Origin of the sequence: Mucilaginibacter agri (assembly GCF_009928685.1) — a bacterium.
In the GTDB taxonomy this organism is placed as follows: Bacteria; Bacteroidota; Bacteroidia; order Sphingobacteriales; family Sphingobacteriaceae; genus Mucilaginibacter; species Mucilaginibacter agri.
This window is the reverse complement of the sequence record NZ_WWEO01000039.1, coordinates 1-25876: the sequence shown is the minus strand read 5'-3', so window position 1 is coordinate 25876 and position 25876 is coordinate 1. Positions and strand designations below refer to the sequence as shown.

The following is a 25876-nucleotide window of genomic DNA, read 5'->3' as shown; positions in this document are numbered from 1 at the left end:
CTTTAAAAATCAGCGCATAAAAAACTCCGTTAAAACGGAGCCTTATACTTTCTCAATATTATAGTTTTCCATCACCAGCACGGCGGCTCCAACCAGCTCGGCATCAAACCCAAGGTCTGATACTTTTAGCTCGGTGTTGCCCACCAAACGCGGGATGCAATATTTGTTCATGGCCTGCTGTATAGGCGCCAGCAAAATTTTACCAACCCTTGCCCCACGGCCGCTTAGTACAATGGTTTGCGGGTTCATGATGTGGGTTAGTATAGCCAGGGCCTTCCCTATTTTATATCCAGCTTCGGCCAACAGATCTATAGCAAAATGATCTCCGTTATTGGCGGCCTCCATAATGGCGTCGCCGGCCAGCTTGTTGGGATTATCTATAATGTGTTTTAAACTCGAGATCTTGCCTTCTTTTATACCGGCAATGGCTTTTTCGGCAACGGCCAGCATAGAGGCTTCGGCTTCCAGGCAGCCTTGTTTGCCGCAATTACATAAAGCACCGTCTTCTGATAATGGGATGTGGCTCAACTCGCCCGCAAAGCCATCGTGTCCGCGGAATAGTTTGCCATTAATGATCATACCTAAACCTATACCCCAGCCCAGGTTAATAACCATTACTTCCTTTTGGGCCTTGGCCGCGCCAAAGCGCTGTTCGGCAAGGGCTATCAGACTCGAGTCGTTGTCAATAAAAACCGGCAAACCGGTTGCCTCGCCTATGTAATCGCAAAGATTACCGCCTGCATCTAAGTAAGTGTAGTTGATGCCTTCTTTAATATTGATAAAGCCCGGCATACCAATACCGATACCCGCAATATTCTCTTTAGCAATGCCAGAACCGGCAATGTATTTATTGATGTAGTCGATGAGTGTTTTCAGCGCAGCATCGTTATTCAACAATTTAAGTTCGAACGATTTTACCTCTACCGCAGGCGTATTTAACAAATCGAACAGCCCGATACGTACCGAAAGCTGGTCCATAGCAACAGCCACTATGTACATGGCGTTAGGTTTGATGCTGTACTTTAAGGGCCTGCGGCCACCGCTCGATTGAGCGTACCCCTGTTCAATAACGAAACCATCTGCAACTAATTCGCTAATGGCTTTGGCTACTAAAGGGATGCTTTTATTCAGGTGCTCGCTTACCTCGGCACATGATAATTCATCGTTAAAATAGAAGTGTTTTAAGACTTTGTCGGTAAGTCCGCTTTGTTTATCTGCTTTAGTCTTAATTTCCATTTACACAAACTTAACTTAAATATTTAATAACAACAAAAAACTTTTTAAAAAAATTTAAAAAGTATGCTTGCATAACATATTTTACGCAGAAAAGCTATAACTATATGATTTACGGCCCTTTGCGTATTTTGGATTGAATTTTTATATTGTGCTTAGTAGAATCCTCTAACACTTTCACCTATGAAACGAGCATTAACCATTTGTTTAATTGTGCTGATCTCCATCTGCAAAACCTTTGCACAAACCAAGGCAGAAAACTATGATGTAATACTGAAAACCAGCGGCGACGAAATGGTTGGAAAAATAACCGCGATAGATGATTCCAGCATCAAATTTGTTTATAAAGGAGAGACATTAGTATATACCGTTAGCAAGGCCGACATCTTTCGGGTAACATTTGCAAGTGGCCGGGTGGAGATATTTAACCAACCTAATAAACCCGCAAACCAAACACCCGCGCAGGCCGCCGCGGTAGACAGCCATAACCAGGTGGCGATTTTGCCTTTCGGCCTCATACGCGACGGCATGGCCGGAGCAGAGGATATGCAGATCAAGATACAAAGCGATTGCTTTGATGCTTTTTCCCAAAAGGCTGTTACCCTTAAATTTCAGGACCCATCTACAACCAATGCACTTTTGTTTAAAAACAACATTAACAATCAAACTATAAAAGGCCATACGATGGACGAGATTTGCCAGATACTGGGTGTAGAATTCGTAGTAAATGGCGTAGTGACATTAAACCGAACCTCATCAACCACAACAGGGAGCGGAAGTGCCACGGCAAAAACAACAACTTCGGGATCAAAAGATAAAACTACCGTTTACGGATCTAACTACTCAAACTCTTACGACAATTACACTACAAGTATTGTAATGAACGTGTACGACGAACACGGCAGCAAAGTATTCAGCAAAGATCACCAGGCTTTTTGGCCGGGGGTGGATGCTTATAAAGTAACGCTGTCTTATCTGGCTAAACGAACACCTATTTACGGCAGATAATCGGTTTTAGACACCTCCAAAAAAAGAAAGGCTCCCGGTATACCGGGAGCCTTTCTCATAAAAATCACAAAGCTTACAGCTTAACCGGGGTTCCCAGTTTATCACTGAATTTTTTGTAGAGTTGTTTGTGTTTGTTGTTCAGGTCGATGGTGCGGCCCTGGATGTACTCGTTGGTAACATCTAAGCCTAGCATATCTAAGGCATCGCCGTTTGATACAAACAGGTTAGCATCTTTACCAACTTCTAAAGTACCTGTGGTTTTATCGATGCCTAAAATTTTGGCATTGTTAATAGTGATCATCGATAAGGCTTGCTCTTTGGTTAGTCCGTAGCCAACAGCTTCGCCAGCCTCGAAAGGCAGGTTACGCTGACGCCAAAAACCGATACCTGTTAAGCCATAAGTTACACCTGCATCCTGTAATATATGCGGCAATTTGTATGGCAGGTAAACATCATCCTCATCTTTATCTGGCAGCGATTGAGTTTCTTTCAGAATAACCGGCACGTTGTTTTGCTTCAACAGATCGGTTACCAAATAAGATTCTTTACCACCTACAATTACAGCAGAGATATTGAACTTTTTGGCAAAAGCTACTGCCTGTGCAATTTCCTTAGCGCCATCGGCATTGATGAACAGTTTTTTAGTGCCGTTAAACAAACCGGCCATTGCATCTAAGCGGAGGTTATGTACCGCAGGTTTACCACCGGTTGCATATCCTTGTGCTTCCGCAAACAGGTTGGTAAAAGCATCAATTTGTTTTTGAGCTCGCTCTGCAGGTGACTCCTGCGTAGCACCCGGTGCAGCAAACGCCCGGCGGCCACGACCAGCAGCACGGGCAACAGGCCAGGTCAGGTGGATAGCGATATCTTTTTTATAAGCTGCATCTTCCCAGTTCCAGCCATCCAGCATCATAACTGATGACTCACCTGAGATACCACCACCTTCGGGAGTTGGTTGCGCCAATACGATACCGTTTGAACGTACGGTAGGGATTACTTTAGAATCTGTGTTAAATGCGATCAGCGAGCGCACATGCGGGTTCAGTTCGCCGGTTTCGGTATCATCAACCGTACCGCGAGCGCCTTCTTCTATCTCCACTAAACCTAAAGTAGTAACCGGGCAAATAAAGCCAGGGTATACTTGTTTACCGCCGGCATCTACTACGGTAGCACCTGCAACAGAAGGGGCGGCGCCCTCGCCTACTGCGGTAATTTTTCCTTTGTCAAAAGCAACGTAACCGTTTTTAATTACGGTTCCGTTACCGATATGTATAGTGGCACCAGTAATTACAATGGGGCCGCTTTGAGGTTTGGCTGGCGACATGGTCTCCTGCCCAAATGCGAGGACCGAACTTAACAGCAATCCTCCAAAACCTAATAATATTTTCTTTTTCATGATTGAAACTGTGTAAGGATTACTTTTTATTTTGAGCTGATTGCTGACCTGCATCCTGTGCTAAACCATTGTATGAATCTGCTACTACGTAAGCAGCATCTTCAACATCGTCGCAAGTATATAACTGGCGGCGACGTGGTGCTCCCGCACGTTGTGTTGCAGAGCCTGCATTTTTAGCCTGCAGCATTTTTTGAATAATGCGGCCTTCTTCTGCTTTCATTTCTTTCTGGCGTGCAGCGTCTTTATCATAATCCCAGTAAGGCACACCATCAACATAAGTTTTCTCGGCTACAGCGTAAATAGAAAGTGGATCTGCTGACCATAATACCACGTCGGCATCTTTACCAACTTTGATACTGCCTACACGGTTATCAATGTGCAGCATTTTAGCTGGATTAAGGGTTACCAGTTTTAGAGCGCTCTCTTCGCTCATTTTACCATAAGTAACTGATTTACCAGCTTCCTGGTTAAGGCGGCGGGCCATCTCGGCATCATCAGAGTTAATTGCAACAGTTAAGCCTTCAGAATTCATGATGTTGGCATTATAAGGGATAGCATCCTGCACCTCCATTTTGTAAGCCCACCAGTCTGAGAAAGTAGAAGCAGCAATACCACGAGCTTTCATTTTATCAGCAACTTTGTAACCCTCTAAAATGTGCGTAAAGGTATTGATCTTGAAGCCCAGGCTATCTGCCACATGCATCAGCATGTTAATTTCTGACTGAACGTAAGAGTGGCAGGTAATGTGGCGGGTATCATCCAAAATCTCGGCCAAGGCTTCCAGCTCTAAATCGCGGCGTACGTTGTTACCTTTTACAGCGCGTGCGGCTTTGTATTCTTTTGCACGGGTAAAGGCATCTACATAAACCTGCTCAACGCCCATACGGGTTTGCGGGAAACGAATGTTAGGGTTGCCAAATTGCTGAGTTGAGTTACTTTGTTTAACGTTTTCGCCCAGCGCAAATTTGATAAACTGCGGGGCGCCTTCAAACTTCATTTGCTCTGGCGTAACGCCCCAGCGGTGTTTCATAATATAAGTTTGTCCGCCGATAGGGTTAGCCGAACCGTGCAGAATGTGCGAGATGGTAACACCACCAGCTAATTGGCGGTATATGTTTACGTCTGTAGCATCTAACACATCGCCAATGCGCACTTCAGAGGTTACCGCCTGGGTACCTTCGTTAATGCCGCCTGTAGCTGCAATGTGCGAGTGCTCATCTATAATACCTGGTGCCAGGTGTTTGCCGGTAGCATCTACTACTTTGGCTGAGCCTGCAGGTAGGTTTTTACCGATAGCTTTGATTTTTCCGTTTTCAATTAAAACGTCGGTATTGGTTAAGATACCATCTTTTTCGTTAGTCCAAACCGTAGCGTTTTTAAACAGTGTTGTTTCGGCTTTAGGTACCTCAACAAAACCGTAAGCAGCAAACGGATAAACTACCGGGCCAACAGGGCCAGCCGGACGAGTTGCGCCACCCGGGCCACCCTGACCACCGCGAGCCATAGCCGGGCCGCCTGTAGCAGCTGGCGCCGGGCCGGTGTAAGCGGCAGTCCATTTAAACTCGGTGCCATCTGGTGCAGTACCAGTACCACTTAAGGTAACAGGCGACATAGATGAAATGTAACCGCTTAAACGTACAATACCGGAGGGGCGCTGGTTAAAGTAAAAACTAACCAGATCGCCTGTGCGGGTAATAGTACCCGGTGAGCGCACGCTATCAGTAGCCGAACGGCCAACAGCAACGCTATAAGTGCCCGGAGTACCGCTAATAGCTAAACTTGCGTTTGATAGCGGGCCACCATTAAGTGTATACGTTCCGCGCAGGTCGCTAACGTCCATTTTGTTGTCAACAAACTTGCGGCCTTCCACCCAGCTCTCATAAATTACATTGTCAGCTTTGAAAAGCTCATCAGAAGTAATAATAAAGTTTGCTAGTTTGCCTTTAGTCAGGGTGCCTACTTTATCGGCCACGCCAAGCATTTCGGCAGGAGTTTCGGTCAAAGCCATTAAAGCTTGTTTCTCGGTTAAACCGGCGGTAATAGCAGCGCGCAGGTTAGTCCAGAAATCTTTAGAGGTAGTTAAGCCATAAGAGGTAATGGCAAACTTAACACCTGCTTTTTCTAAAGCTGCAGGGTTGGTTGGAGCCAGTTCCCAATCTTTCAATTGCTCGTAAGATATGCTGCGGGCATCCAAAGGATCTTCCACATCAAACGGTGCAGGGAAAGTAAGCGGGATAATAAAGCTACTGCCTGTAGCTTTTACCGCGGCAATATTTTGGTACTCTTTACCATCCGATTTAAGGATATATTGCTTACCGAATTCTTTAGCGATTTTATCGGCACGTAAGATGCTTTGCAAATCGCTCACCTCAAATACCTGAGGCAAAGCTTGTGTACGGTTAAACTCGTTTAAAGAGATGTTGTACTCTGTTTTTTGAGTTTTGTACCATGCGGCATCCAGGTAAGTTTGGCGAATTAACGCGATAGTACCCATTAATGACGATGGATAGTTGGTAGCAGCAGTACCCTTTGTAAACGAATAGTTGGCGCTTGCCTGATCTTCAATAAAAACCAGGTTGTCGCGCTCGTCGCCTAAGGATACTACAGAAGAAGTTCCGCGTGCAATACCGTCGCGAATCAAAGTGTTCACGGCTGTAAAACCGTTACGTTTTAAATCTTCGGCAGCAGTGGCATTTACATGGAAAATAGTTTTGGCATTAACGTCGGGACGAATAGCTTCGTTCCAACCGAAAGCGCCTGGTTTGGTAGATACCGGAACCGATACACGCGGGCCGCCAAAGTTAAAGGCAGCAGTTTGGCGTGGCGCATCTGGCATACCGTAAGTGCTGTAAGCATCTACAAGGCCTGGATAAATGTACTTGCCTTTAAGGTCGACTGTTACGTAACCTTTAGGAACTGTGATACCTGCACCAACGGCTTCTATAACCCTGTCTTTAATAAGCAGGGTGGCATTGGTTAATGTTTGCCCGCTACTAACCACAATTGTGGCATTAGTAAAGGCAAATTGCCCCGGTCTAACGTCCCATGCACCATTAACAGGATAGGTTTCCTGCGCGTGCGAGAGTTGAACGACCAAAAGGGCAAAACAAAAAAGTAAAATTTTTTTCATTTGCGTTTAGTTGAGTTTAATCGTCCTAATTTATTTAACATTTTAGTCAAAAAGCCATAATATTACCTTAATCATACATTTGTTACATCGTATTTTAAGATTTTAGACCGCTGATTTAATGTTATCTTCGCAAAATTTAAATTTAAAGACATGAACGCCTACAGTATTTTCAAATACCTGCACTCCGGACTAAGGTTTATTGTGGTAATCCTTTTAATATTAGCCATTTTACAGTCGTTAGCTGGTTGGTTTGGCCGCAGAAGATATACAGAAGGCAACAGAAAAGTAAATTTGTTCGCTATGATATCGGCACACACCCAATTATTGATTGGTTTAGTGCTTTATTTTTTAAGTCCGTTTGTACAGTTTGGCGCCACCACCATGAAAGACAGCACCACCCGTTACTGGACGGTTGAACACATTACCATGATGATTGTTGCGCTGGTGATTATTACCATCGGCCATGCCAAATCTAAACGTGCAAATGCCCCTGAAGCTAAGCACAAGGCCATTGCTATATTTTATATACTAGCAGTTATTATTATAGTAGTAGCTATTGCGCAAAGCCACCGTCCGTTTTTTGGGATATCGGCCTAAAAATATTTAACATTATTTTAACAAAATAATTTGCGCATTCAAATAATTATGTAATATTTGTTTCCCAAACATGATCAAAATCAACTCTATAACCAAAAGCTGGTGGCGCCAAACAACTATGGTAGCCGGAGGAGATTATTGATTAGACTTTACTAAACAATTGTAAACCTGATATTGACCCGGCAACACCCTTTGCCGGGTTTTTTATTTTAAAATATTCTGAAAAACAACACAATGAACAAGCAAATCATACACACAACTTACAAAAAGCTACTGGCCGACACTACCACGCCGGTAAGCATCTTTTTAAGATTGCGCGATGTTTTCCCCAACTCGCTGTTGCTGGAAAGCTCGGACTACCACAGCCGCGAAAACAGCATGAGCTATGTATGCTGCGAACCAATTGCCGGGCTGGTATTATCCAACGGCCAGCTTAAAAAGAAATATCCCAACGGCACCCAACAAACGCTTGAGGCAGGGCAATTTGAACTGGTAAACGAGGTCGATAGCTTTTTAAAAGATTTTGAAACCAACAGCGTGTGCCTAAAGATAATCTCAAACGGTTTGTTTGGCTACTTTACCCATGAGGCAGTGGAGCATTTTGAAACCATCCACCTTAAAAAGGATGAGAACAACTACCGCCAGATACCCGAAATGCAATACCATATCTATAAGTATATTATTGCGATAGACCACTTTAAAAACGAACTGTATATTTTCAACAACCAACCCGAGGGTGACACCGCCGCGGATGGCCTTGAGAAGATAGAATACCTCATTAAAAATAAAAACTTCCCGGAGTATCACTTCCAGTTACAAAGCGAAGAACAATCCAATCTTACCGACCAACAATTTATGGACACGGTAGAAAAGATGAAGCAGCATATTTTCCGTGGAGATGTATTCCAGATCGTGCCATCGCGGGCATTTTCCCGCACTTTTACCGGCGATGAGTTTAATGTTTACCGTGCGTTACGTTCTATCAACCCTTCGCCTTACCTGTTTTATTTTGACTATGGCGATTTCCGCATCTTCGGTTCATCGCCAGAGGCGCAGATTACCATTAAAAACCGAGTGGCAAGTATATACCCTATTGCAGGCACGTTTAAACGCACCGGCGACGATGAGAAAGATGCTGCCATTGCCCGCAACCTCGAAAACGACCCTAAAGAATCAGCCGAGCACGTAATGTTGGTAGACCTTGCCCGCAATGATCTGAGCCGCCATTGTACCAATGTAACGGTTAAGGCATTTAAAGAAGTGCAGTACTATTCGCATGTAATTCATTTGGTGTCGCATGTAACCGGAAAATTGCACGATGGAGTATCATCTTTCAAAATTGTAGCCGATACCTTCCCTGCTGGAACACTGAGCGGCGCACCCAAATTCCGTGCGATGGAAATCATCGACGAAAATGAAAACATCAAACGCAGTTTTTACAGCGGGGCTATTGGCTTTATCGGCTTTAACGGCGATTTCAACCATGCTATTATGATCCGGTCGTTTTTAAGCAAGAATAATACCCTGCACTACCAGGCTGGCGCCGGCATTGTAGCCGACTCGGTAGCCGAAATGGAATTGAATGAAGTTGGTAATAAAATTGCGGCACTGCACAAAGCATTAGTGCTGGCAGAAGAACTGTAGAAGCCTCACGCTAACCCTCTCCTAAAGGAGAGGGAATTTAAAAAGAAAAGCTAAAATGGAAAATCAAGATATAAACAAAGGAAACGCTACCCCCCCCTTCAGGGGCTCGGGGGGTATTCTAATAATAGACAACTACGATTCCTTCACCTATAACCTGGTGCATTTGGTTAACGAACTTGGCCTGGAATGCGAGGTTTGGAGAAATGACCAATTTAAATTGGAAGACGTAGCACAGTTTGATAAGATCATCCTATCACCCGGCCCGGGGATTCCCTCCGAAGCTGGGTTGCTTTTGGATGTGATTAAAAAATATGCACCGGAGAAAAGTATCTTTGGCGTGTGCCTAGGTCAGCAGGCTATTGCGGAAGCATTTGGAGGTTCACTGCATAACCTGAGCCGGCCAATGCATGGCATCGCCACCCCTATTAAGGTAACCGATGCAACAGAGAAGTTATTTATCGACCTGCCAGAGCACATCAATGTTGGGCGTTACCACTCGTGGGTAGTAGCACCCAAGGATTTGCCGGCTGAACTGGTTGTTACCGCCATCGACGAAAAAGATCAATCCATCATGGCTCTGCGCCATAAAGATTACGATGTTCGCGGCGTACAGTTTCACCCGGAGTCGGTGCTGACAGAGTATGGCAAGGAGATGTTGCAGAACTGGTTGAGAGGATAATGTAAAACCCAATTTGTCATTGCGAGCGATAGCGTGGCAATCTCGTCGTAGGCACCTACGATCTGATGGCTACGAGATTGCTTCGTTCCTCGCAATGACACAATAGATAGTTATGAACATACTTGATAAAATAGTCGCTCGTAAAAAAACAGAGGTAGAGGCCGCAAAGGCACTTCGCTCGATACAACAATTAGAAGCGTCGCCGCTATTCGGACGTGAAACTTATGCATTGAACGACTTTTTGCTTAATCCTACACGTACTGGCATTATTGCCGAGTTTAAGCGCAAGTCGCCATCGAAAGGCGTTATTAACGATAAGGTAAGCGTTGAAGAGGTAACCACGGGCTATAACGCTGCGGGGGCTTCTGCACTATCAGTGTTAACAGACCATGATTTTTTTATGGGGCATGAGGATGATTTGCAGGCTGCGCGCAAGGTGAACAACATTCCTCTGCTGCGCAAGGATTTCATGATCGACGAATACCAGATTTTGGAAGCCAAGTCGATAGGTGCAGATATTATCTTATTAATAGCCGCGATACTTACGCCAGCGCAAATTAAACAGTACGCAGCCCTAGCCAAAAGTTTGGGTCTTAGCGTACTGCTCGAAGTGCATAACCTCGAAGAATTGCAACGCAGCATAGATCCTAACCTGAGCGCCATCGGTGTAAACAACCGTAACCTGGCTGATTTTACGGTTTCAGTAGAAACCTCGTTTAAACTGGCCGAACACATTCCGGCGGAGTTTACCAAGGTTTCTGAAAGCGCCATCAGCAACACGCAGGTAATTAAAGATTTAAAGCAAGCCGGCTATAACGGGTTCCTTATCGGCGAAAATTTTATGAAAGAGGAGAATCCGGGTAAGGCTATGGCGGAGTTTGTGAAACAATTTGCCCCCCAGCCCCCTAAAGGGGGAGCCTAAACATGACAAAGTTACTGCTTATTGCTTTTATTCCCCCTTCAGGGGGTTAGGGGGCTTAGTTAGGGCGATTTGGCATTTGTATTGTTATATTTATATTAATGAAGCAAAAATTTTATGATACTGCTGTGAAGCAGGAAAAAGCTGTGTTGGTGGGTGTAGTTACGCCCAACGTAACCGACGAGCAGCAAAAAGAATACTTAGAAGAATTGCAATTTTTGGTGGAGACCGCCGGTGGAGAAACCGTGAAATGGTTTACCCAAAAGCTGCAAAGGCCAGAGCGCGCCACATTTGTGGGTACGGGGAAGCTGGAAGAAATAAAAGAATACGTTACCGCAGAAGAAATTGATATGGTTGTTTTTGATGACGAACTTTCGCCATCGCAACTACGTAATATTGAACGCGAACTGGGTGTTAAGATCCTCGACCGTAATAACCTCATCCTCGACATATTTGCCGGGCGCGCGCAAACCGCACAGGCGAAAACACAGGTAGAATTGGCCCAATTGCAATATTTATTACCACGATTAACCCGCTTATGGACTCACTTAGAGCGCCAAAAGGGTGGTATCGGTATGCGTGGACCGGGTGAGTCGCAAATTGAAACGGATAGACGTTTGATCCTGAACAAGATCTCTTTGTTGAAAGACAAACTGAAATTGATAGATCGCCAGAACGAAACTCAGCGCAAAAACCGAAATCAGATGGTGCGCGTGGCATTAGTGGGATATACCAACGTTGGTAAATCAACCATTATGAACATGATCTCTAAATCGGATGTTTTTGCCGAAAATAAGTTGTTTGCAACGCTTGACACGACGGTACGAAAGGTGGTGATCGAAAACCTGCCTTTTCTGTTATCAGACACTGTAGGGTTTATCCGCAAGCTACCTCACCATTTGGTAGAGTGTTTTAAATCGACCCTGGATGAAGTTCGTGAAGCAGATATCCTGGTTCACGTGGTGGATGTTTCGCATCCCAACTTCGAAGACCAGATTCGTACTGTAAACGAAACGCTAAAGGAACTGGGCGCAATTGACAAACAAATGATCACTGTTTTTAACAAGATCGATGCTTATCAACCCGTACAAAACCATCCCGGCGACGAAGCTCACGTGCTGACCTTAGAAGAATTTAAAAACAGCTGGATGGGTAGTAACAACAGTCCGGCTATCTTTATTTCGGCTTTGTTAAAGGAAAATGTTGACGAGTTCCGCAAGCTATTGTATGACCATATTTTGGCTATACACAGCGTAAGGTATCCTTATGATCACTTGCTATATTAAGCCCCCCAGCCCCCTAAAGGGGGAGTGGAAATAAAAAAGAGAAAGGCGATTGTGATGCAATCGCCTTTCTCTTTTTATGTAAAAGCTGTCATTTAGAGCGCCAGCGAAGAATCTTCTGCGCCAAGTAGTTCTACGCTAAGCAAATCTTACTTTTCTATTGAAGAAGATTCTTCGCTGGCGCTCTGAATGACAACAGGGAATGCAACTTCTGCTCCCCCTTTAGGGGGTTAGGGGGCCACGAATATATCGTTTGTTATCTCAGGTATAATCCCTTTCTCCTTAGCCGTATCAAACATCAATTGAATAGCTTTTCGTCCCTCCTCACCCAAATCAACCGAGTATTTGTTTACGTACAGTTCGATATGCTTATACATCACTTCTTCGCTCATTTCCTGTGCGTGCGAGCGGATGAATTCCAGCCCCGACTTTGGGTTGGCAAAAGCAAACTCAACCGATTTGCGGATCAACCGGTTTACTTTATGCTGAATATCTAAAGGAAGTTTGCGATTAACCACAATGCCACCAAGGGGTATTGCACAGCCAGTTTCCTTTTCCCAGTAATCACCCAGATCAATGATCTTTTTCAGGCCTTTATCCTGGTAAGTAAAACGGTTTTCGTGGATGATCAAGCCCACATCTATTGTGCCATCTAATACGGCGTCTTCAATTCCGGAGAAAACAATTTCTTCTTTATTAGTAGCTTCCGGGAAAGCTAGGCCCAGCAAAAAATTAGCGGTAGTATATTTACCCGGGATACCAATTTTTACACTTGTACCCTCAGTTTTTAGTCGCTCACGCAATTCTTCCGGATCACCTTTACAAATCAACATAGGGCCAACACCAAAACCTAAGGCGCTGCCGGCATCCAATAACGCGTATTGGTTTACCATATAAGCAAATGCATGGTAGCTTAGTTTGGTGATATCCAGTTCGCCGCGGAAGGCTTTCTGATTAAGGGTTTCTACATCATCATAAAACACTTCAAAGTCTAAACCTTCGGTATCAATTTTATGGTGAATAAGGGCATCAAAAATAAAAGTATCATTAGGGCATGGCGAAAAGCCGAGTGTTAATTTCATAGATAGTTAGTTGTTACGTGTGTTCAGTTGCGAGTTGCGTGATTTAGGCATCCGGTAACTGGGAGCCCAAAACCCGCAACATCTCCCCCGCAAATGTATTCAGATTTTTAACGGCTAAGCCTATCTTCCAGGCATCACGGTTGCGCTTTTCTACATAATTTGACACAGCCCTGATTTGCACGCAAGCCACCCCCGCTTCGCGGCAGGCGTAAAACACAGCGGCACCTTCCATGCTTTCCAATTGCGGGTTTAGTCGCTCCACTATTTTATCAATCGAATCTTCGTTACCATGTACTTTATTTACAGTTATCGCCTTAACCTGTTTAATATTTAAAAACGGGTGTCCGTTGGGCTTATAAGTAATTTCGCCAAAGCCCAGAGTGGTTAACGATAAAAAGCAATCGTCGTCTTCGGCGCCGAGTTCAGAGAAGGTATCTTCTACAATTTCAACCACTTCTCCCAATGCAATACTACGATCAAAGCTGCCTGCGATTCCTAAATTGATAACCAGGTCGTAATGATTTTTTGCCAGATGACAACCCAATGCATAAGCGGTGGCTGTCATGCCAACGCCTGTTATAAGATATGAGATTTGAGATTTGAGGTCTGAGACGCCTTCGTCTTGATTCTTGATTCCTGATTCCTGACTCTCTTTCAACAACCCTATCTCGGCTTCTGTGGCGGCTACTATCAGTATGTGCATGGCTTGGCGTTTTTGTAATACTAAGATAAAACAACCTGCCTGTATTTGTTTTGTATATTTGCACCAATTATTAGTTATGATGATACATATAACGCGCAAAGAGCATTTTAATGCCGCCCACCGGATGTACCGTGAGGAATGGAGCGCTGAGAAAAACCAGGAAGTGTTTGGCAAATGTGCCAACCCTAACTGGCATGGCCACAATTACAACCTGTTTGTAACTGTAAAAGGCGAGGTAACACATGCAACCGGCTACCTGATAGACCTGAAAGAACTTAAAGAGATTATCCACGAGCATGTGATCGAAAAGCTTGATCATAAAAACATTAACCTGGATGTACCTTTTATGGCCGGTAAGATGGCTTCGACCGAATTATTGACCATCGGAATCTTCAACCAACTAAAAGCACCTATTGAAGCTTATCCTGGTGTCTTTTTACATTCTGTTAGATTATTCGAAACTGAAAATAACTCTGCCGAATACTTCGGCGATTAATTTTAATTATGCACCAGCACGACGATGATGACAACCTTCCCGACCGCGACGCGGGCATTGAAGGATACCAGAAAATAGACCGTTATAACCCCGAACTGATTGAAAGCCTTAGTGGCCACTATCATGAAGTGTTAAAACAAATTGGCGAAAACCCTGAGCGTGAGGGTTTGCTTAAAACACCCGAGCGTGTTGCCAAAGCGCTGATGTACCTTACCCACGGTTACGACCTTGATGCTAAGGAAATTTTGAAATCGGCCATGTTTAAAGAAGAGTACAGCCAAATGGTGGTAGTGAAAGACATTGAGGTATACTCGATGTGCGAACACCATATGCTGCCTTTCTTCGGCAAAGCACATATAGCCTACATCCCTAACGGGCACGTGGTTGGGTTAAGCAAAATACCACGTATTGTTGATGTATTTGCGCGTCGACTGCAAGTTCAGGAAAGGTTAACCAACGAAATTCGCGACTGTATACAGGAAACGCTTAATCCTATTGGCGTAGGTGTGGTAATAGAGTGCCGCCACCTGTGCATGAGCATGCGCGGGGTACAAAAACAAAATTCGGTAACTACCACCTCGGCATTTACAGGCGCATTTTTAATGGATAAAACAAGAACGGAGTTTTTAAATTTGATATCATCAAAATTGAGCTAAGCTCAATTTTGGAGTCAAGAATCGAGAATCAGGAATCGAGACAGAAAAAGCATATCGTCATTGCAAGGCATTTTTGAGAGCCTCACCCACCCCCTCTCCAGAGGAGAGGGCTTTCAGAAGTCTCCCCTTCCGGGGGAGATTTAGAAGGAGCTTCTGCCGATTGCCCCGGAATGACAAATTGAACTTAATCAACTCAATAAACACAATCAACAAATAACTAAACAATTGAAAGCATACATATTCCCCGGTCAGGGTGCCCAGTTTATCGGCATGGGAAAAGACCTTTACGATCAGTCTGAACAAGCACGTTCATTATTTGAAAAAGCTAACGAAATTCTAGGCTTCCGTATTACCGACATTATGTTTAGCGGTACCGACGAAGAACTGAAACAAACCAACGTTACCCAACCGGCTATATTTTTACATTCGGTAATATTGGCTACCGTTTTAGGCGACGATTTTAAACCAGAAATGGTTGCGGGCCACTCATTGGGCGAATTTTCTGCCTTGGTTTCTGCGGGCGCACTATCTTTCGAAGACGGGTTACGTTTGGTAGCAGCCCGTGCAAATGCTATGCAAAAAGCCTGCGAAATTCAACCATCAACCATGGCCGCGGTTTTGGGTTTGGACGATTTTACAGTTGAGGATATTTGCCACCGGGTTAGCGATATTGTTGTGCCGGCTAATTATAACTGCCCTGGGCAGTTGGTTATATCGGGTACTATTGCCGGTGTAGATAAAGCTTGCGAATTACTGTTAGAGGCAGGCGCAAAACGCGCATTAAAGCTAAACGTTGGCGGCGCGTTCCACTCGCCATTAATGGAGTCGGCACGCGTAGAGCTGGAAGCTGCAATTGTAGCCACAGAGATCAAAGCGCCGGTATGCCCTATCTACCAAAATATAGATGCCAAACCATACACCGATCCGGAGCATATTAAACGCAACCTGATATTGCAATTAACGGGGGCTGTACGTTGGACACAGATTGTTAAGCACATGCTCGAAGATGGCGCTACCTCATTTACCGAAGTCGGCCCTGGAAATGTATTGCAAGGTTTGGTAAAAAAAGTAGACCGCGCCATACCAACCAGCAGCGCAACTATAGCACAATAAAAAATTTAAAAGCCACAAACTAAAGTGGCTTTTACTTTTTATATTAAATTTACCAGTCAACACTGCCTTTTTCTTGACCGCTTTTGCTAAAATACGCCTACTGCTTGCCCTTATATGTGCCAGCCTCTTGCTTACAGCTATTGTTGTACAGAAAACCTATACCCCAAAAAACAACCTCGAACAAACAGCCGGTGCTCTTGAACGTACGCTGAACGAACGGGAAGCTTACGTAAATAAAATATTAGCCAACCCAACAAGTTTCGACAACCTAAAAAAACTTGCTACCGACGAGCAAAAGGCGCTTACTTTTATTAATGAGGTAACCCTGAAAAACCGTTTTTGGGTCACTACCATCTTAAATAATCGTTTAACCTTTTGGAGTGGCGTAAAAGTATTGCCAGATTCTAATACGGAAATAAAAGAGGGCAGATCATTTATCAGACAGCCCAATGGTTATTATGAGGCTATTCGTAAAACATCGGGCAATTTTTCTGCTATATTCTACATCCCCGTAAAATGGAGTTACGAGCTGCAGAATAAGTACCTGCAAAACACTTTTGATGAAAGCCTCACTACCGACAATAACTTAGAGCTGGCAGATATTGCAGATAAAGATGTTTACTATGTACACAGCATAGATCATCAATACCTGTTTTCTGTAAAAACCAAGCCAAACCGCACTAACCATAGTTTTTACATTTTTGCTACCATACTGTGGGTGCTCAGCTTTGCTTTCTTATGTATGTTAATACACATGCTATGCCATTACATAGCAGCAAAAGGCAAACTGCCGCTTGCAATAGCTACCCTTGCAGGCTTTATTATTATAATGAGATTTGTCAACCTTGGCTTGCATTGGCCAGGTGTTATGTTACAGTTTGGCCTCTTCGATCCCCAGTATTATTCGGCTGGCCCGTTACTACCCACTTTTGGCGATTTTTGCGTCAACTTAATTATGATAAGTTGGTTTGCAGCTTTCATTTACAGGTACCGGTACAGAATGTCGTTACGGATAGTTCGTAATAAGCCTGTGGGTTATGCCATTATCGTTGCTTGCGTATTGATAATGCTTGGTGGCCTCACGCTCTTTGTAAATCTGTTTTACGCCATGGTAACGGCATCAAAAATAAACTTTGATGTAAGCAATGTACTCAACCTTTCGGGCTATAGCCTGGTTGGTATTATTATGGTATGCCTCTGTTTTTTAATATTTAACCTTATCGACGAAACTTTGTTGGTTATAGCCCAGGGGGTTAAAGTACCGGTTAGGCATAAGGTTTTATTACTTTGGTCAGGCATTGCAATTGCTACGTTTATAAGCAGCTTATCTGCTCCCTTTACCTTGTTTTACGTATTGGCAGGCATGGTTATAAGTATCCGGGCCTACGTTGTTTGGTATAAAAAGGGCAAACTAAATGCAGCATCGTTTCTGGGGGTGTTGGTATTATGTGCGCTTATTGCATCGGTTAAGCTAAACGCGTTTCAAACTCAGCGCGAACACGAGAGCCGCAAGTTGCTGATCAAAAAACTCGAGGCCTCTGACGATAAAACCGCCGACTTCATATTTAGAAAGGTAGAGAAACAAATTATTACCGATCCATTTTTGATCAGCTATTTTGAGAACAATACGCGCAACAGCAGTTACCTGCGCACACACTTTCAGAAAACTTACTTTGATAGCTACCTCTCCAAATATGATTTTAAGATCTACGAGTTTGATGACCAGGGCAAATCTATATCGACAGACAACACTTATATCTTAGATAACTTTAAAGACATGGTTGTTTTCAGCGCCTTTAAGGTGTCTGATTACTTTTATCGTGAAAACGAATCATTTGGTTTCCAGAGTTATTTTGCTTTGTTACCCCTGCAGCACAATGGCAAAAACCTGGGCACATTTGTGGTTGCGCTAAAATCAAAACCACTACAATACACCAATTCGTTCCCCGAGTTATTGGTAGATGAACAACTTAAACTCACCAATGAGTTTAAGGGCTATTCATTTGCTTTTTATAGCGATAATCACCTCGTAAGCCAAAGCGGACAATATGTTTATGACCTGGTTAATCATGAATTTAATGCCCCTTTGAAAGATTATTCGTTTAAGAATACTGTTCAAAACAACCTGCCCTGGTATAAATCTTATACACACTTTAACCACCTGATATATAAACCCAGTCCGCGAAAAATGATTGTGATTAGCAAGCAGGAATTCCCGTTGCTATATGGCGTTACGTCGCTAACTTTCTTTTTTGTGTTGATGCTGATATTCAATTCCATTATCATAATGGCCAAATGGATGTTAGAGCGGATCAGGTTTATTACAATTGAGGATAACAATATACATTGGAATTTCAGCGTAAATTTCGATCGTATCCTTTATAAAACACGCATTCAGTTTTCGATGATATTTGCAGTTGTGGTAACCCTGTTAATGGTGGGCATCATCTCTTATATTTCCATAACGGCCCAATATCACGAGCAGCAGGTTAACAGCATAACAGACAGAATTACCCGCATCGCATCGGCCTTTGAAAATCATATCGACAATCAAACCGGCCCGCTTAATCCCGAAACCCAGGTAAGTTTTAACGCCTTTGCCGACGCATACTCTACCGACCTCTCGCTATTTAATAAGGATGGTGTACTGCTTTACACTACACAACCCAAGTTGTACCAACTGCACCTGCTGCAACCCCGTATGAATGCCCGGGCATATGTGTATATGAGCAAACTGCAAAAATCGGAGCTGGTAAATAATGAACAGTTAGGCGGCTTAAAATATACTGCCGGTTATGCCCCTATCCGTAATACTAAAAACGAGACAGTAGCCTTTTTGCAATTACCCTTCTTCTCAAACGAAGCCGAATATACCGAGCGTATTGGCGCCTTGCTTAACGCCATGATTAACATTTACGCACTGATATTTATTTTTATCGGGTTGTTTGCGATACTAGTGGCGCGGCAAATTACCAACCCGCTCAGCTTTATACAGCATAGCTTAAGTAAAACTATTTACGGCCGTAAAAATGAGCCTATCATCTGGCGTCGAAATGATGAGATCGGGTCTTTGGTAAAGGAATATAATAACATGATCGCTGCGCTTGAATATAGTGCAAGCAGGCTGGCACAATCAGAACGTGAAAGCGCCTGGCGCGAAATGGCCAAGCAGGTGGCGCACGAAATTAAAAACCCGCTTACGCCTTTAAAACTTGGTTTGCAATTACTCGAGAAATCGTGGAAGGATAAAGACCCTAAGTTTGATGCCAAGTTCGAGCGTTTCAGCAAATCTTTTGTTGAGCAAATAGAAAGCCTTTCGTCTATCGCATCAGAATTTTCGGCTTTTGCCAAGATGCCAGATACCCGCATGCAAAAAATGGATGTAATGGAGCTACTTAATCAGGCAGTTACCATATTTAAACAGATGGATAATATTACCATCAATTTTTATCCGCCCGATGAGCCATTTATGATTATTGCCGACCGCGATCAACTATTGCGATGCTTTAATAACCTGCTTAAAAATGCCATAGAAGCCATGCCCCCTGGCAGGCCGGGCCTTATTGATATCGATTACAGTATGGAAGGCCGCTCTATCCTAATCAATGTGCGCGACAATGGAAATGGTATCCCAGAGAGCCTGCATACCAAAATATTTGAACCCAACTTTACAACCAAAAGCTCGGGCACCGGCCTTGGGCTTGCATTTGTAAAAAACTCTATCGAAAATGCCGGTGGCAGAGTGTGGTTCGAAACCGTGATCAACGAGGGCACAGTATTCCATTTAAGCCTACCCCAGGCAGAGGCTAAATAGTTATTAACAAGTCATTTACACTCTAAAAAACAGGTTTTAGTATCACCTCGCTTGTATCAATTTTAACATAGAAAACATTCTATTCTAGAATTCGAACAAAAAAGTTTTAAATCCGTATAAGAAGCTATTGCATTTATGTAATTTTCATGTTACATTGCTCGACCTAATTAATTTTTAAAAGCTATGATTCAACGCATTATTGTGGCGGGTTATCTGGTGATAGCCCTCAGCGGACTTGCATTTTCCGTTTACCACTACTGGCCGGACACCAGGGGGTATGAGCACCTTTCACTTAAAAAAGGGCAAAACCTCACGGATGTGTCGCACGTCAGAAAAACGAAATCTTAGACTTTATCACTTTCAAAAAAATAAAAAGCCCGGCTGCAATACAGCCGGGCTTTTCGTTATAATTTGCTTTTTAATTTATCTCAAAGTAACTGTCGTTTTACCCATGGTAAAGCCATCAGCATACAATATAACTGTGTAGGCACCTTTAGTAAATGGCGTTGCGTTAACCCAGTCGATAGTATAACCGGTATCGTCGTTTTTGTATTCGATAGACGTTTTGTAGGTAAACTGCAGATCCTGGCCATCTGAACTAAATGTGCCTGAGTCGCCCGGGGTTATCAAATTACCAGCCGGATCAATCACCCGTACGTAAATATCGTGCATACCTTGGGTAGCAATAGTATTGTTAACTACAGTAAAGTTAATCTTTAACTTCTTAACGTTTTTAGCTTTATCGTTAGTAGATTCTTTGCCATTGTCTTTAACCTTGTATGATACGGCAGAGAGGCTGGAAGTCTTTAACGCCGAGCCCACCTGCACTTTGGTACTCAAGTCCTTGTTCTGCTCTTCCAGCGTAGTAGCCTTGGTGCTAACGGTGGCCAAATTACTCTTGAGCGTATCCCTTTCGGTAGTCAGTGTAACATTTTGTTTCTTCAACTCCTCAAGGTCTGCGGTGTATTTGGTTACAAAGTAGCGTAGTTGTTTAACATCTTCCTGTGCTTTTGTTAACTCAGCCGCGGTTAGCTTGCCTTTAGCCAACTGCACGCGTAAATATTTGATTTTGGTTTGCAGCGAATCGTTTTTAGCTACCATTTCGGCAGATAATTTGGTTTTGCTCGAATTCACCTGTTGAATTTGTGCTTCCAGACTGTCGAGTTCGGTTTGCAGGCGCGTCTTTTCGTCGTTCTGATATACTATCTTTTCGTCTGTTCCTCTTTTTTGGTAATACAGATATACATCTGTACCGAGTAAAGCCACTACAACCACAATCAGAAAGTAAATAACGTTCGAGTTTTTTCTGGAATTGGTGTTTTGCCCCGATTGGTTCTCCATAAGTATTTCGTTAAGTGATAAATGTGCTAATGCAGTTTTATTAATTGGTTATCTGCATCGCAAACTGTTGCATCAACAGTTTGCGATAATACAAAATTTTAATTAACTGAGGTTCTGCTATCAGCTTTTTGCTATTACACAAACCCCATAATGCGTATTTAGTTTAAAAATAAATACTAAATGCTAAAACACAAAATACATCAATTTATTGCATTTGATACTAAAACGCCTTTGTTTAAAGTTTCTATATCTTTGCAGCTCTAAAAAAAAGTAAGTAATGCGTACAAGCAAAAGTTTGATTTTTATACTCTTAACAGCAATATTTTTCACCAATGCTAATGCACAAACCGATACAACTGCGCGTATCGCCCCCAAAGCTCCCAAGCGCGAATTTCGGGGAGTGTGGATAGCCACAGTGGTTAATATCGACTGGCCAAGCGCGGTGGGCCTTACTACCGAAAAGCAAAAAGCGCAGCTTCTACGCATACTCGATTTCCATCAGCAGAGCAATATGAATGCCATAATGTTTCAGGTACGCCCTGCTGCCGATGCATTTTACGCTAAAAGCCGCGAGCCATGGTCGCGCTGGTTGAGCAGTAAACAAGGTAAAGCCCCCGAACCATTCTACGATCCACTTGATTTCGCCATTACCGAAGCACACAAACGTGGCATGGAGTTGCATGCATGGGTTAATCCCTATCGCGCCACATTTGATAATAACTATACTAACATAGCGCCTAACCACCCTACCCGTACTCACCCCGAATGGTTTTTTATATACGGCGAACAAAAACTGTTTAACCCGGGCCTGCCAGAGGTGCGCGAATACATTGTTCAGGTAATATTAGACATTGTAAAAAATTATGATGTAGACGGTATCCATATGGACGATTACTTTTATCCCTACCTTATTGCCGGCCAAACACTCAAAGATTCGGACGCATTTGCCCAGTACGGCGAAGGCTTTACAGACATTAAAGCCTGGCGACGCGACAATGTTGACAAGCTGATTAAAATGGTGGGCGATAGTATCCATAAATACAAACCCAACATGAAATGGGGAGTTAGTCCGCGCGGTGTATGGCGCAATAAAGACGAGGATGTGGAAGGTTCGGATACACATGGCGGCCCATCGTACACAGAAAATTATGCCGACACCCGCAAATGGATCCGCGAAGGCTGGATAGATTATATTAACCCGCAGATCTACTGGCAAATTGGTAACCACTCGGCCGCGTTTGACAAGCTGGTAGACTGGTGGAGCAACAATGCCAACGGCCACCATGTATATATAGGCCAGGCACCTTACCGCATGGCCGAACCACGTTCGCCGGCATTTAAGAACCCGCGCGAGCTGCCCAACCAGGTAAGATATGTACGTAACAACCCGCGCGTACAGGGAAGTGTATATTTTAGTTCTAATTCGCTAACGAGCAACTTATTAGGCTTTACCGACACTCTGCGACGCGATCTTTATAAATACCCGGCCCTACCACCAACTATGTTATGGCGCGATTCTATTGCCCCCAATGCTCCACAGCAATTAACGGCAGTTAGTGGCCCTAGAGGTGTGTTGTTAACATGGCAGGCACCAGCACCAGCCAAAGATTTTGAGCCTACATTTGGTTACGTGATTTATCGCTTTAACGCCGATGATAAGATCGACATTGATGATGCCTCAAAGATATTATTCATCAAATACAACAACGAGCCAACATTGTTAGACAATACCGCGCAGAAGGGCAAGAAGTATATTTACGTAGTAACCGCGATAGACAAAATTAAGAACGAGAGCGAACACTCCGAACCCTATAGTTTAACGGTGCCGCTGCTTTAGCTATTCATTACAGCACCGCAGTTAATGTCTAAAGCCTGGCCGGTTACCGATCGTTGGTTAATGAGGTAATGTACCATATCTGCCACCTCTTCGGGCTGGCTCATGCGGCGTAGCGGTACGCTTTGCATGGCTATGTCGTAAAATTCCTGCTTAGTAATACCAATGCTATTGGCAATGCTTTGCAGGCCGCTTTGTGCCATATCAGTATCAACCCATCCAGGGCAAATGGCATTAACCAGAATATTTTCTTTAGCAAACTGCGCCGCCCACGATCGCATCAGCCCCAGCAAGCCCGCCTTGGATGCGCAGTATGCAGGATAATCTGGCACGCCTAAGCGCGCTAATACTGAAGAGGTAATTACAATATGTTTGTCGCCACCCGTCGCACGCAAATTCGGTAAAAAGGTATTTACAAAATTATATGTACCCGTAAGGTTGGTATCTATAATAGCATCCCAGCGGTCGTTATCACCCCAGTAATTTTCGCCGCCAATGCCCGAATTGGCAATTAGGCCGGTGATAGCAATATCCCCTAATTCTACCGCGGCATCGGCCAGGTCGGCTTTATCACGAATGTCTGCAACTAAAACCCGATGCCCCGCGCCATTTAGCAATTTGATGGTCTGCTGCAAGCTCTCCTCATTACGCCCAAGCAATACACAACTGTTACCGCCCGTAGCTATGTTTTGCGCAATGGCGCGGCCAATACCACTACCCGCGCCACTGATGATGTATGTTTTCGACATAAAGCTAATGTCGCCAATTTTCGGATACAACAAAACCAAGCGCTACAAGATTTATAAAACAGTGCTACAAAATGAATTCTTACATTTCGACAGATACTTGTAATTTAGCCCCGAATGTCTACACGTAACAAAATATACTTTGCCTCCGATTTCCACCTCGGGTCTGGCGCTTATGCAACACACCGCGAAAAGGAGCAAAGGATTGTTAGCTGGCTCGACATGATTAAAGCAGATGCTTCCGAATTATATCTGCTTGGCGATATATTCGATTTTTGGTTCGAATATGCCACGGTGGTGCCTAAAGGTTATATCCGATTTTTAGGCAAACTGGCCGAACTATCTGACATGGGCATCAAACTCACTATGTTTAAAGGCAACCACGATATGTGGATGTTTGGCTATTTTGAGAAGGAACTGGGCGCAACCATCATCAGCGATGAGTTGATCATCGAGCGTAGTGGCAAAAAATTCTACCTTCACCATGGCGATGGCCTGGGCCCAGGCGATGCGAAATATAAGGTTTTGAAAAAGTTTTTTCGCAGCAGGGTTTGCCAATGGTTGTTCGAACGTTTGCACCCAAACTTTGGCGTAGGCATTGCCAACCGTTGGTCGCAGCATAGCCGCGTTGCAGGCGATTTGGATAAAAAACGACGCATTGACGAGCAGGAATGGCTGTTGGTTTACAGCCGCGAAGTGCTGCAAACCCAATTTTATGACTACCTGATTTTTGGGCACCGTCATTTGGCTATGGATATACCGCTTACCGAAAAAAGCCGCTATATAAACCTGGGCGAATGGGTTAAATCTGATACTTACGCCGTATTTGATGGCAACGATGTTACCCTGCATACTTATAAGCAGGAATCCAACCCATAATTTTACGTAAAGCTTACCGGATAGTACTAGGCATCAGTTTAATATCTAACTGAAAAGCCGTACTTTTGCAAATCCTTTGGCAGGCACTGCCAGATAAGATCCTGAAATAACTATGTTAGATAAATTAGAACTGATAAAACAGCGTTGGAAAACGGTAGAAGGCGAGTTGAGCAGTCCCGATGCGATGAGCGACATGAAACGTTTTGCCCAGCTGAGTAAAGAATATAAAGACCTTACCCTCATTGTAAATGAATATGATGTTTATAGCAACATCATGAGTAATATCGATTCGAGTAAGGAAATCCTCGCAACTGAAAAGGACGAGGAATTTCGCGAGATGGCGAAAATCGAGTTGGACGAATTACTGGTTCAGCGCGATGAAATGGAAGAAAAGATTCGTGTGATGCTGATCCCTAAAGATCCTGAAGACGCTAAACATGCTATCGTCGAAATTCGCGGTGGTACAGGTGGCGACGAGGCAGCTCTTTTTGCAGGTGACCTTTACCGCATGTATATGCGCTATTGCGAGCGCCGTGGCTGGAAAACCGAATTGGTAGACTACACCGAAGGTACATCCGGTGGTTACAAAGAGGTTGTACTTAACGTACTGGCTGATGACGCTTACGGTACGCTAAAATATGAATCGGGCGTTCACCGCGTACAACGTGTACCTGATACCGAAACTCAGGGCAGAGTGCATACTTCTGCAGCCTCAGTAGTAGTGTTGCCAGAAGTTGACGAGTTTGACATCGACCTGCAGGTAAGCGATATCCGTAAAGATTTATTCTGTGCTTCTGGCCCCGGTGGACAGTCGGTTAACACCACTTACTCTGCCGTACGTTTAACCCACATCCCTACCGGTATTGTGGCCCAATGCCAGGATCAGAAGTCTCAATTAAAGAACTACGACAAGGCTTTACAAGTATTACGTTCGCGCGTTTACGAAATGGAATTGCAGAAACATTTAGAAGAAGTGTCGAAAAAACGCAAAACCATGGTGTCAACAGGCGACCGTTCGGCAAAAGTTCGTACTTATAATTATCCGCAAGGCCGTGTAACAGAGCACCGTATTGGCTTAACCATATACAACCTACCGAACGTTATGAACGGTGATTTACAGGAGATTATGGAGTCGTTACAGTTTGCGGAGAATGCTGAGAAACTTAAAGAAGGTACCGTAGCCTAACTTTTTTTAAATAATTTTCGGGAATGCAAATCGAATTCCTATATTTGCATTCCCAAACGGGAGGAGTGGTAGTTCAGCTGGTTAGAATACATGCCTGTCACGCATGGGGTCGCGGGTTCGAGTCCCGTCCATTCCGC

20 protein-coding genes and 1 tRNA gene are annotated in these 25876 nt (G+C 43.9%); 14 read left to right on the top strand and 7 right to left on the bottom strand.

What is annotated here, in order from left to right; translation table 11 throughout:
• Positions 1-42: 42 nt before the first annotated feature.
• Positions 43-1236, bottom strand: coding sequence for an ROK family protein (locus tag GSY63_RS04500; protein WP_166584633.1), 1194 nt, complete (start codon positions 1234-1236; stop codon positions 43-45).
• A 180-nt stretch (positions 1237-1416) separates the two neighbouring features.
• Here GSY63_RS04500 and GSY63_RS04495 point away from each other — a divergent pair, with 180 nt between their 5' ends.
• Positions 1417-2241, top strand: a complete 825-nt coding sequence (locus tag GSY63_RS04495; protein WP_166584632.1) for a hypothetical protein — start codon at positions 1417-1419, stop codon at positions 2239-2241.
• Positions 2242-2314: 73 nt separating this feature from the next.
• Here the strand turns inward: GSY63_RS04495 and GSY63_RS04490 are convergent, their stop codons facing one another.
• Positions 2315-3637: an amidohydrolase family protein gene (locus GSY63_RS04490; protein WP_166584631.1), complete on the bottom strand. Its 1323-nt coding sequence runs from the start codon at positions 3635-3637 to the stop codon at positions 2315-2317.
• A gap of 19 nt (positions 3638-3656) precedes the next feature.
• Positions 3657-6767: an amidohydrolase family protein gene (locus GSY63_RS04485; RefSeq protein WP_166584630.1), complete on the bottom strand. Its 3111-nt coding sequence runs from the start codon at positions 6765-6767 to the stop codon at positions 3657-3659.
• 150 nt (positions 6768-6917) lie between these two features.
• On the opposite strand from GSY63_RS04485, the gene GSY63_RS04480 reads away from it, so the two are divergent.
• The 5 genes from GSY63_RS04480 (at position 6918) to hflX (ending at position 11892) form a co-directional block, all read left to right on the top strand.
• A complete protein-coding gene (locus GSY63_RS04480; RefSeq protein WP_166584629.1) occupies positions 6918-7364 on the top strand; it encodes a cytochrome B in 447 nt (148 codons plus the stop codon).
• Between the two features lie 234 nt (positions 7365-7598).
• Positions 7599-9008 (top strand): anthranilate synthase component I family protein, encoded by a 1410-nt coding sequence (locus GSY63_RS04475; RefSeq protein WP_166584628.1) that lies wholly within the window; start codon positions 7599-7601, stop codon positions 9006-9008.
• Positions 9009-9063: 55 nt separating this feature from the next.
• A complete protein-coding gene (locus tag GSY63_RS04470; protein ID WP_166584627.1) occupies positions 9064-9687 on the top strand; it encodes an anthranilate synthase component II in 624 nt (207 codons plus the stop codon).
• A 112-nt stretch (positions 9688-9799) separates the two neighbouring features.
• Positions 9800-10609, top strand: coding sequence for an indole-3-glycerol phosphate synthase TrpC (gene trpC, locus GSY63_RS04465; protein ID WP_166584626.1), 810 nt, complete (start codon positions 9800-9802; stop codon positions 10607-10609).
• A gap of 98 nt (positions 10610-10707) precedes the next feature.
• Positions 10708-11892, top strand: a complete 1185-nt coding sequence (gene hflX, locus GSY63_RS04460; RefSeq protein ID WP_166584625.1) for a GTPase HflX — start codon at positions 10708-10710, stop codon at positions 11890-11892.
• Positions 11893-12119: 227 nt separating this feature from the next.
• On the opposite strand, the gene GSY63_RS04455 is transcribed toward hflX, so the two are convergent.
• Positions 12120-12971 (bottom strand): menaquinone biosynthesis family protein, encoded by an 852-nt coding sequence (locus GSY63_RS04455; protein ID WP_166584624.1) that lies wholly within the window; start codon positions 12969-12971, stop codon positions 12120-12122.
• A gap of 43 nt (positions 12972-13014) precedes the next feature.
• Positions 13015-13674 (bottom strand): futalosine hydrolase, encoded by a 660-nt coding sequence (mqnB, locus tag GSY63_RS04450; RefSeq protein ID WP_166584623.1) that lies wholly within the window; start codon positions 13672-13674, stop codon positions 13015-13017.
• 79 nt (positions 13675-13753) lie between these two features.
• Here mqnB and GSY63_RS04445 point away from each other — a divergent pair, with 79 nt between their 5' ends.
• The 4 genes from GSY63_RS04445 to GSY63_RS04430 all read left to right on the top strand — a co-directional run bounded on the left by GSY63_RS04445 (position 13754) and on the right by GSY63_RS04430 (position 19753).
• A complete protein-coding gene (locus GSY63_RS04445; RefSeq protein WP_166584864.1) occupies positions 13754-14170 on the top strand; it encodes a 6-pyruvoyl trahydropterin synthase family protein in 417 nt (138 codons plus the stop codon).
• 8 nt (positions 14171-14178) lie between these two features.
• Positions 14179-14826, top strand: coding sequence for a GTP cyclohydrolase I FolE (gene folE, locus GSY63_RS04440; protein WP_166584622.1), 648 nt, complete (start codon positions 14179-14181; stop codon positions 14824-14826).
• Between the two features lie 225 nt (positions 14827-15051).
• A complete protein-coding gene (gene fabD / locus GSY63_RS04435) occupies positions 15052-15939 on the top strand; it encodes an ACP S-malonyltransferase (RefSeq protein WP_166584621.1) in 888 nt (295 codons plus the stop codon).
• A gap of 127 nt (positions 15940-16066) precedes the next feature.
• A complete protein-coding gene (locus GSY63_RS04430; protein ID WP_166584620.1) occupies positions 16067-19753 on the top strand; it encodes a sensor histidine kinase in 3687 nt (1228 codons plus the stop codon).
• Between the two features lie 423 nt (positions 19754-20176).
• Here GSY63_RS04430 and GSY63_RS04425 read toward each other — a convergent pair whose 3' ends face one another.
• The gene (locus GSY63_RS04425; protein WP_166584619.1) at positions 20177-21094 is read right to left on the bottom strand and encodes a hypothetical protein; all 918 of its coding nucleotides are present in this window, start codon (positions 21092-21094) and stop codon (positions 20177-20179) included.
• 277 nt (positions 21095-21371) lie between these two features.
• Here GSY63_RS04425 and GSY63_RS04420 point away from each other — a divergent pair, with 277 nt between their 5' ends.
• Positions 21372-22931 carry a glycoside hydrolase family 10 protein gene (locus GSY63_RS04420; RefSeq protein WP_166584618.1) on the top strand — a complete coding sequence of 520 codons (1560 nt, stop codon included), beginning with the start codon at positions 21372-21374 and terminating at the stop codon, positions 22929-22931.
• Here the strand turns inward: GSY63_RS04420 and GSY63_RS04415 are convergent.
• Entirely contained in the window at positions 22928-23677 is a 750-nt protein-coding gene (locus GSY63_RS04415; protein ID WP_166584617.1) for an SDR family NAD(P)-dependent oxidoreductase, read from the bottom strand. The two genes, GSY63_RS04420 and GSY63_RS04415, sit on opposite strands and share 4 nt — an antisense overlap.
• A 114-nt stretch (positions 23678-23791) precedes the next feature.
• On the opposite strand from GSY63_RS04415, the gene GSY63_RS04410 reads away from it, so the two are divergent.
• From GSY63_RS04410 to GSY63_RS04400, 3 genes are all read left to right on the top strand, one after another.
• Positions 23792-24553 carry a UDP-2,3-diacylglucosamine diphosphatase gene (locus GSY63_RS04410; protein ID WP_166584616.1) on the top strand — a complete coding sequence of 254 codons (762 nt, stop codon included), beginning with the start codon at positions 23792-23794 and terminating at the stop codon, positions 24551-24553.
• A gap of 112 nt (positions 24554-24665) precedes the next feature.
• A complete protein-coding gene (gene prfA / locus GSY63_RS04405) occupies positions 24666-25739 on the top strand; it encodes a peptide chain release factor 1 (RefSeq protein WP_166584615.1) in 1074 nt (357 codons plus the stop codon).
• 62 nt (positions 25740-25801) lie between these two features.
• A tRNA-Asp gene (locus GSY63_RS04400) sits at positions 25802-25875 on the top strand.
• Position 25876: the final 1 nt, after the last annotated feature.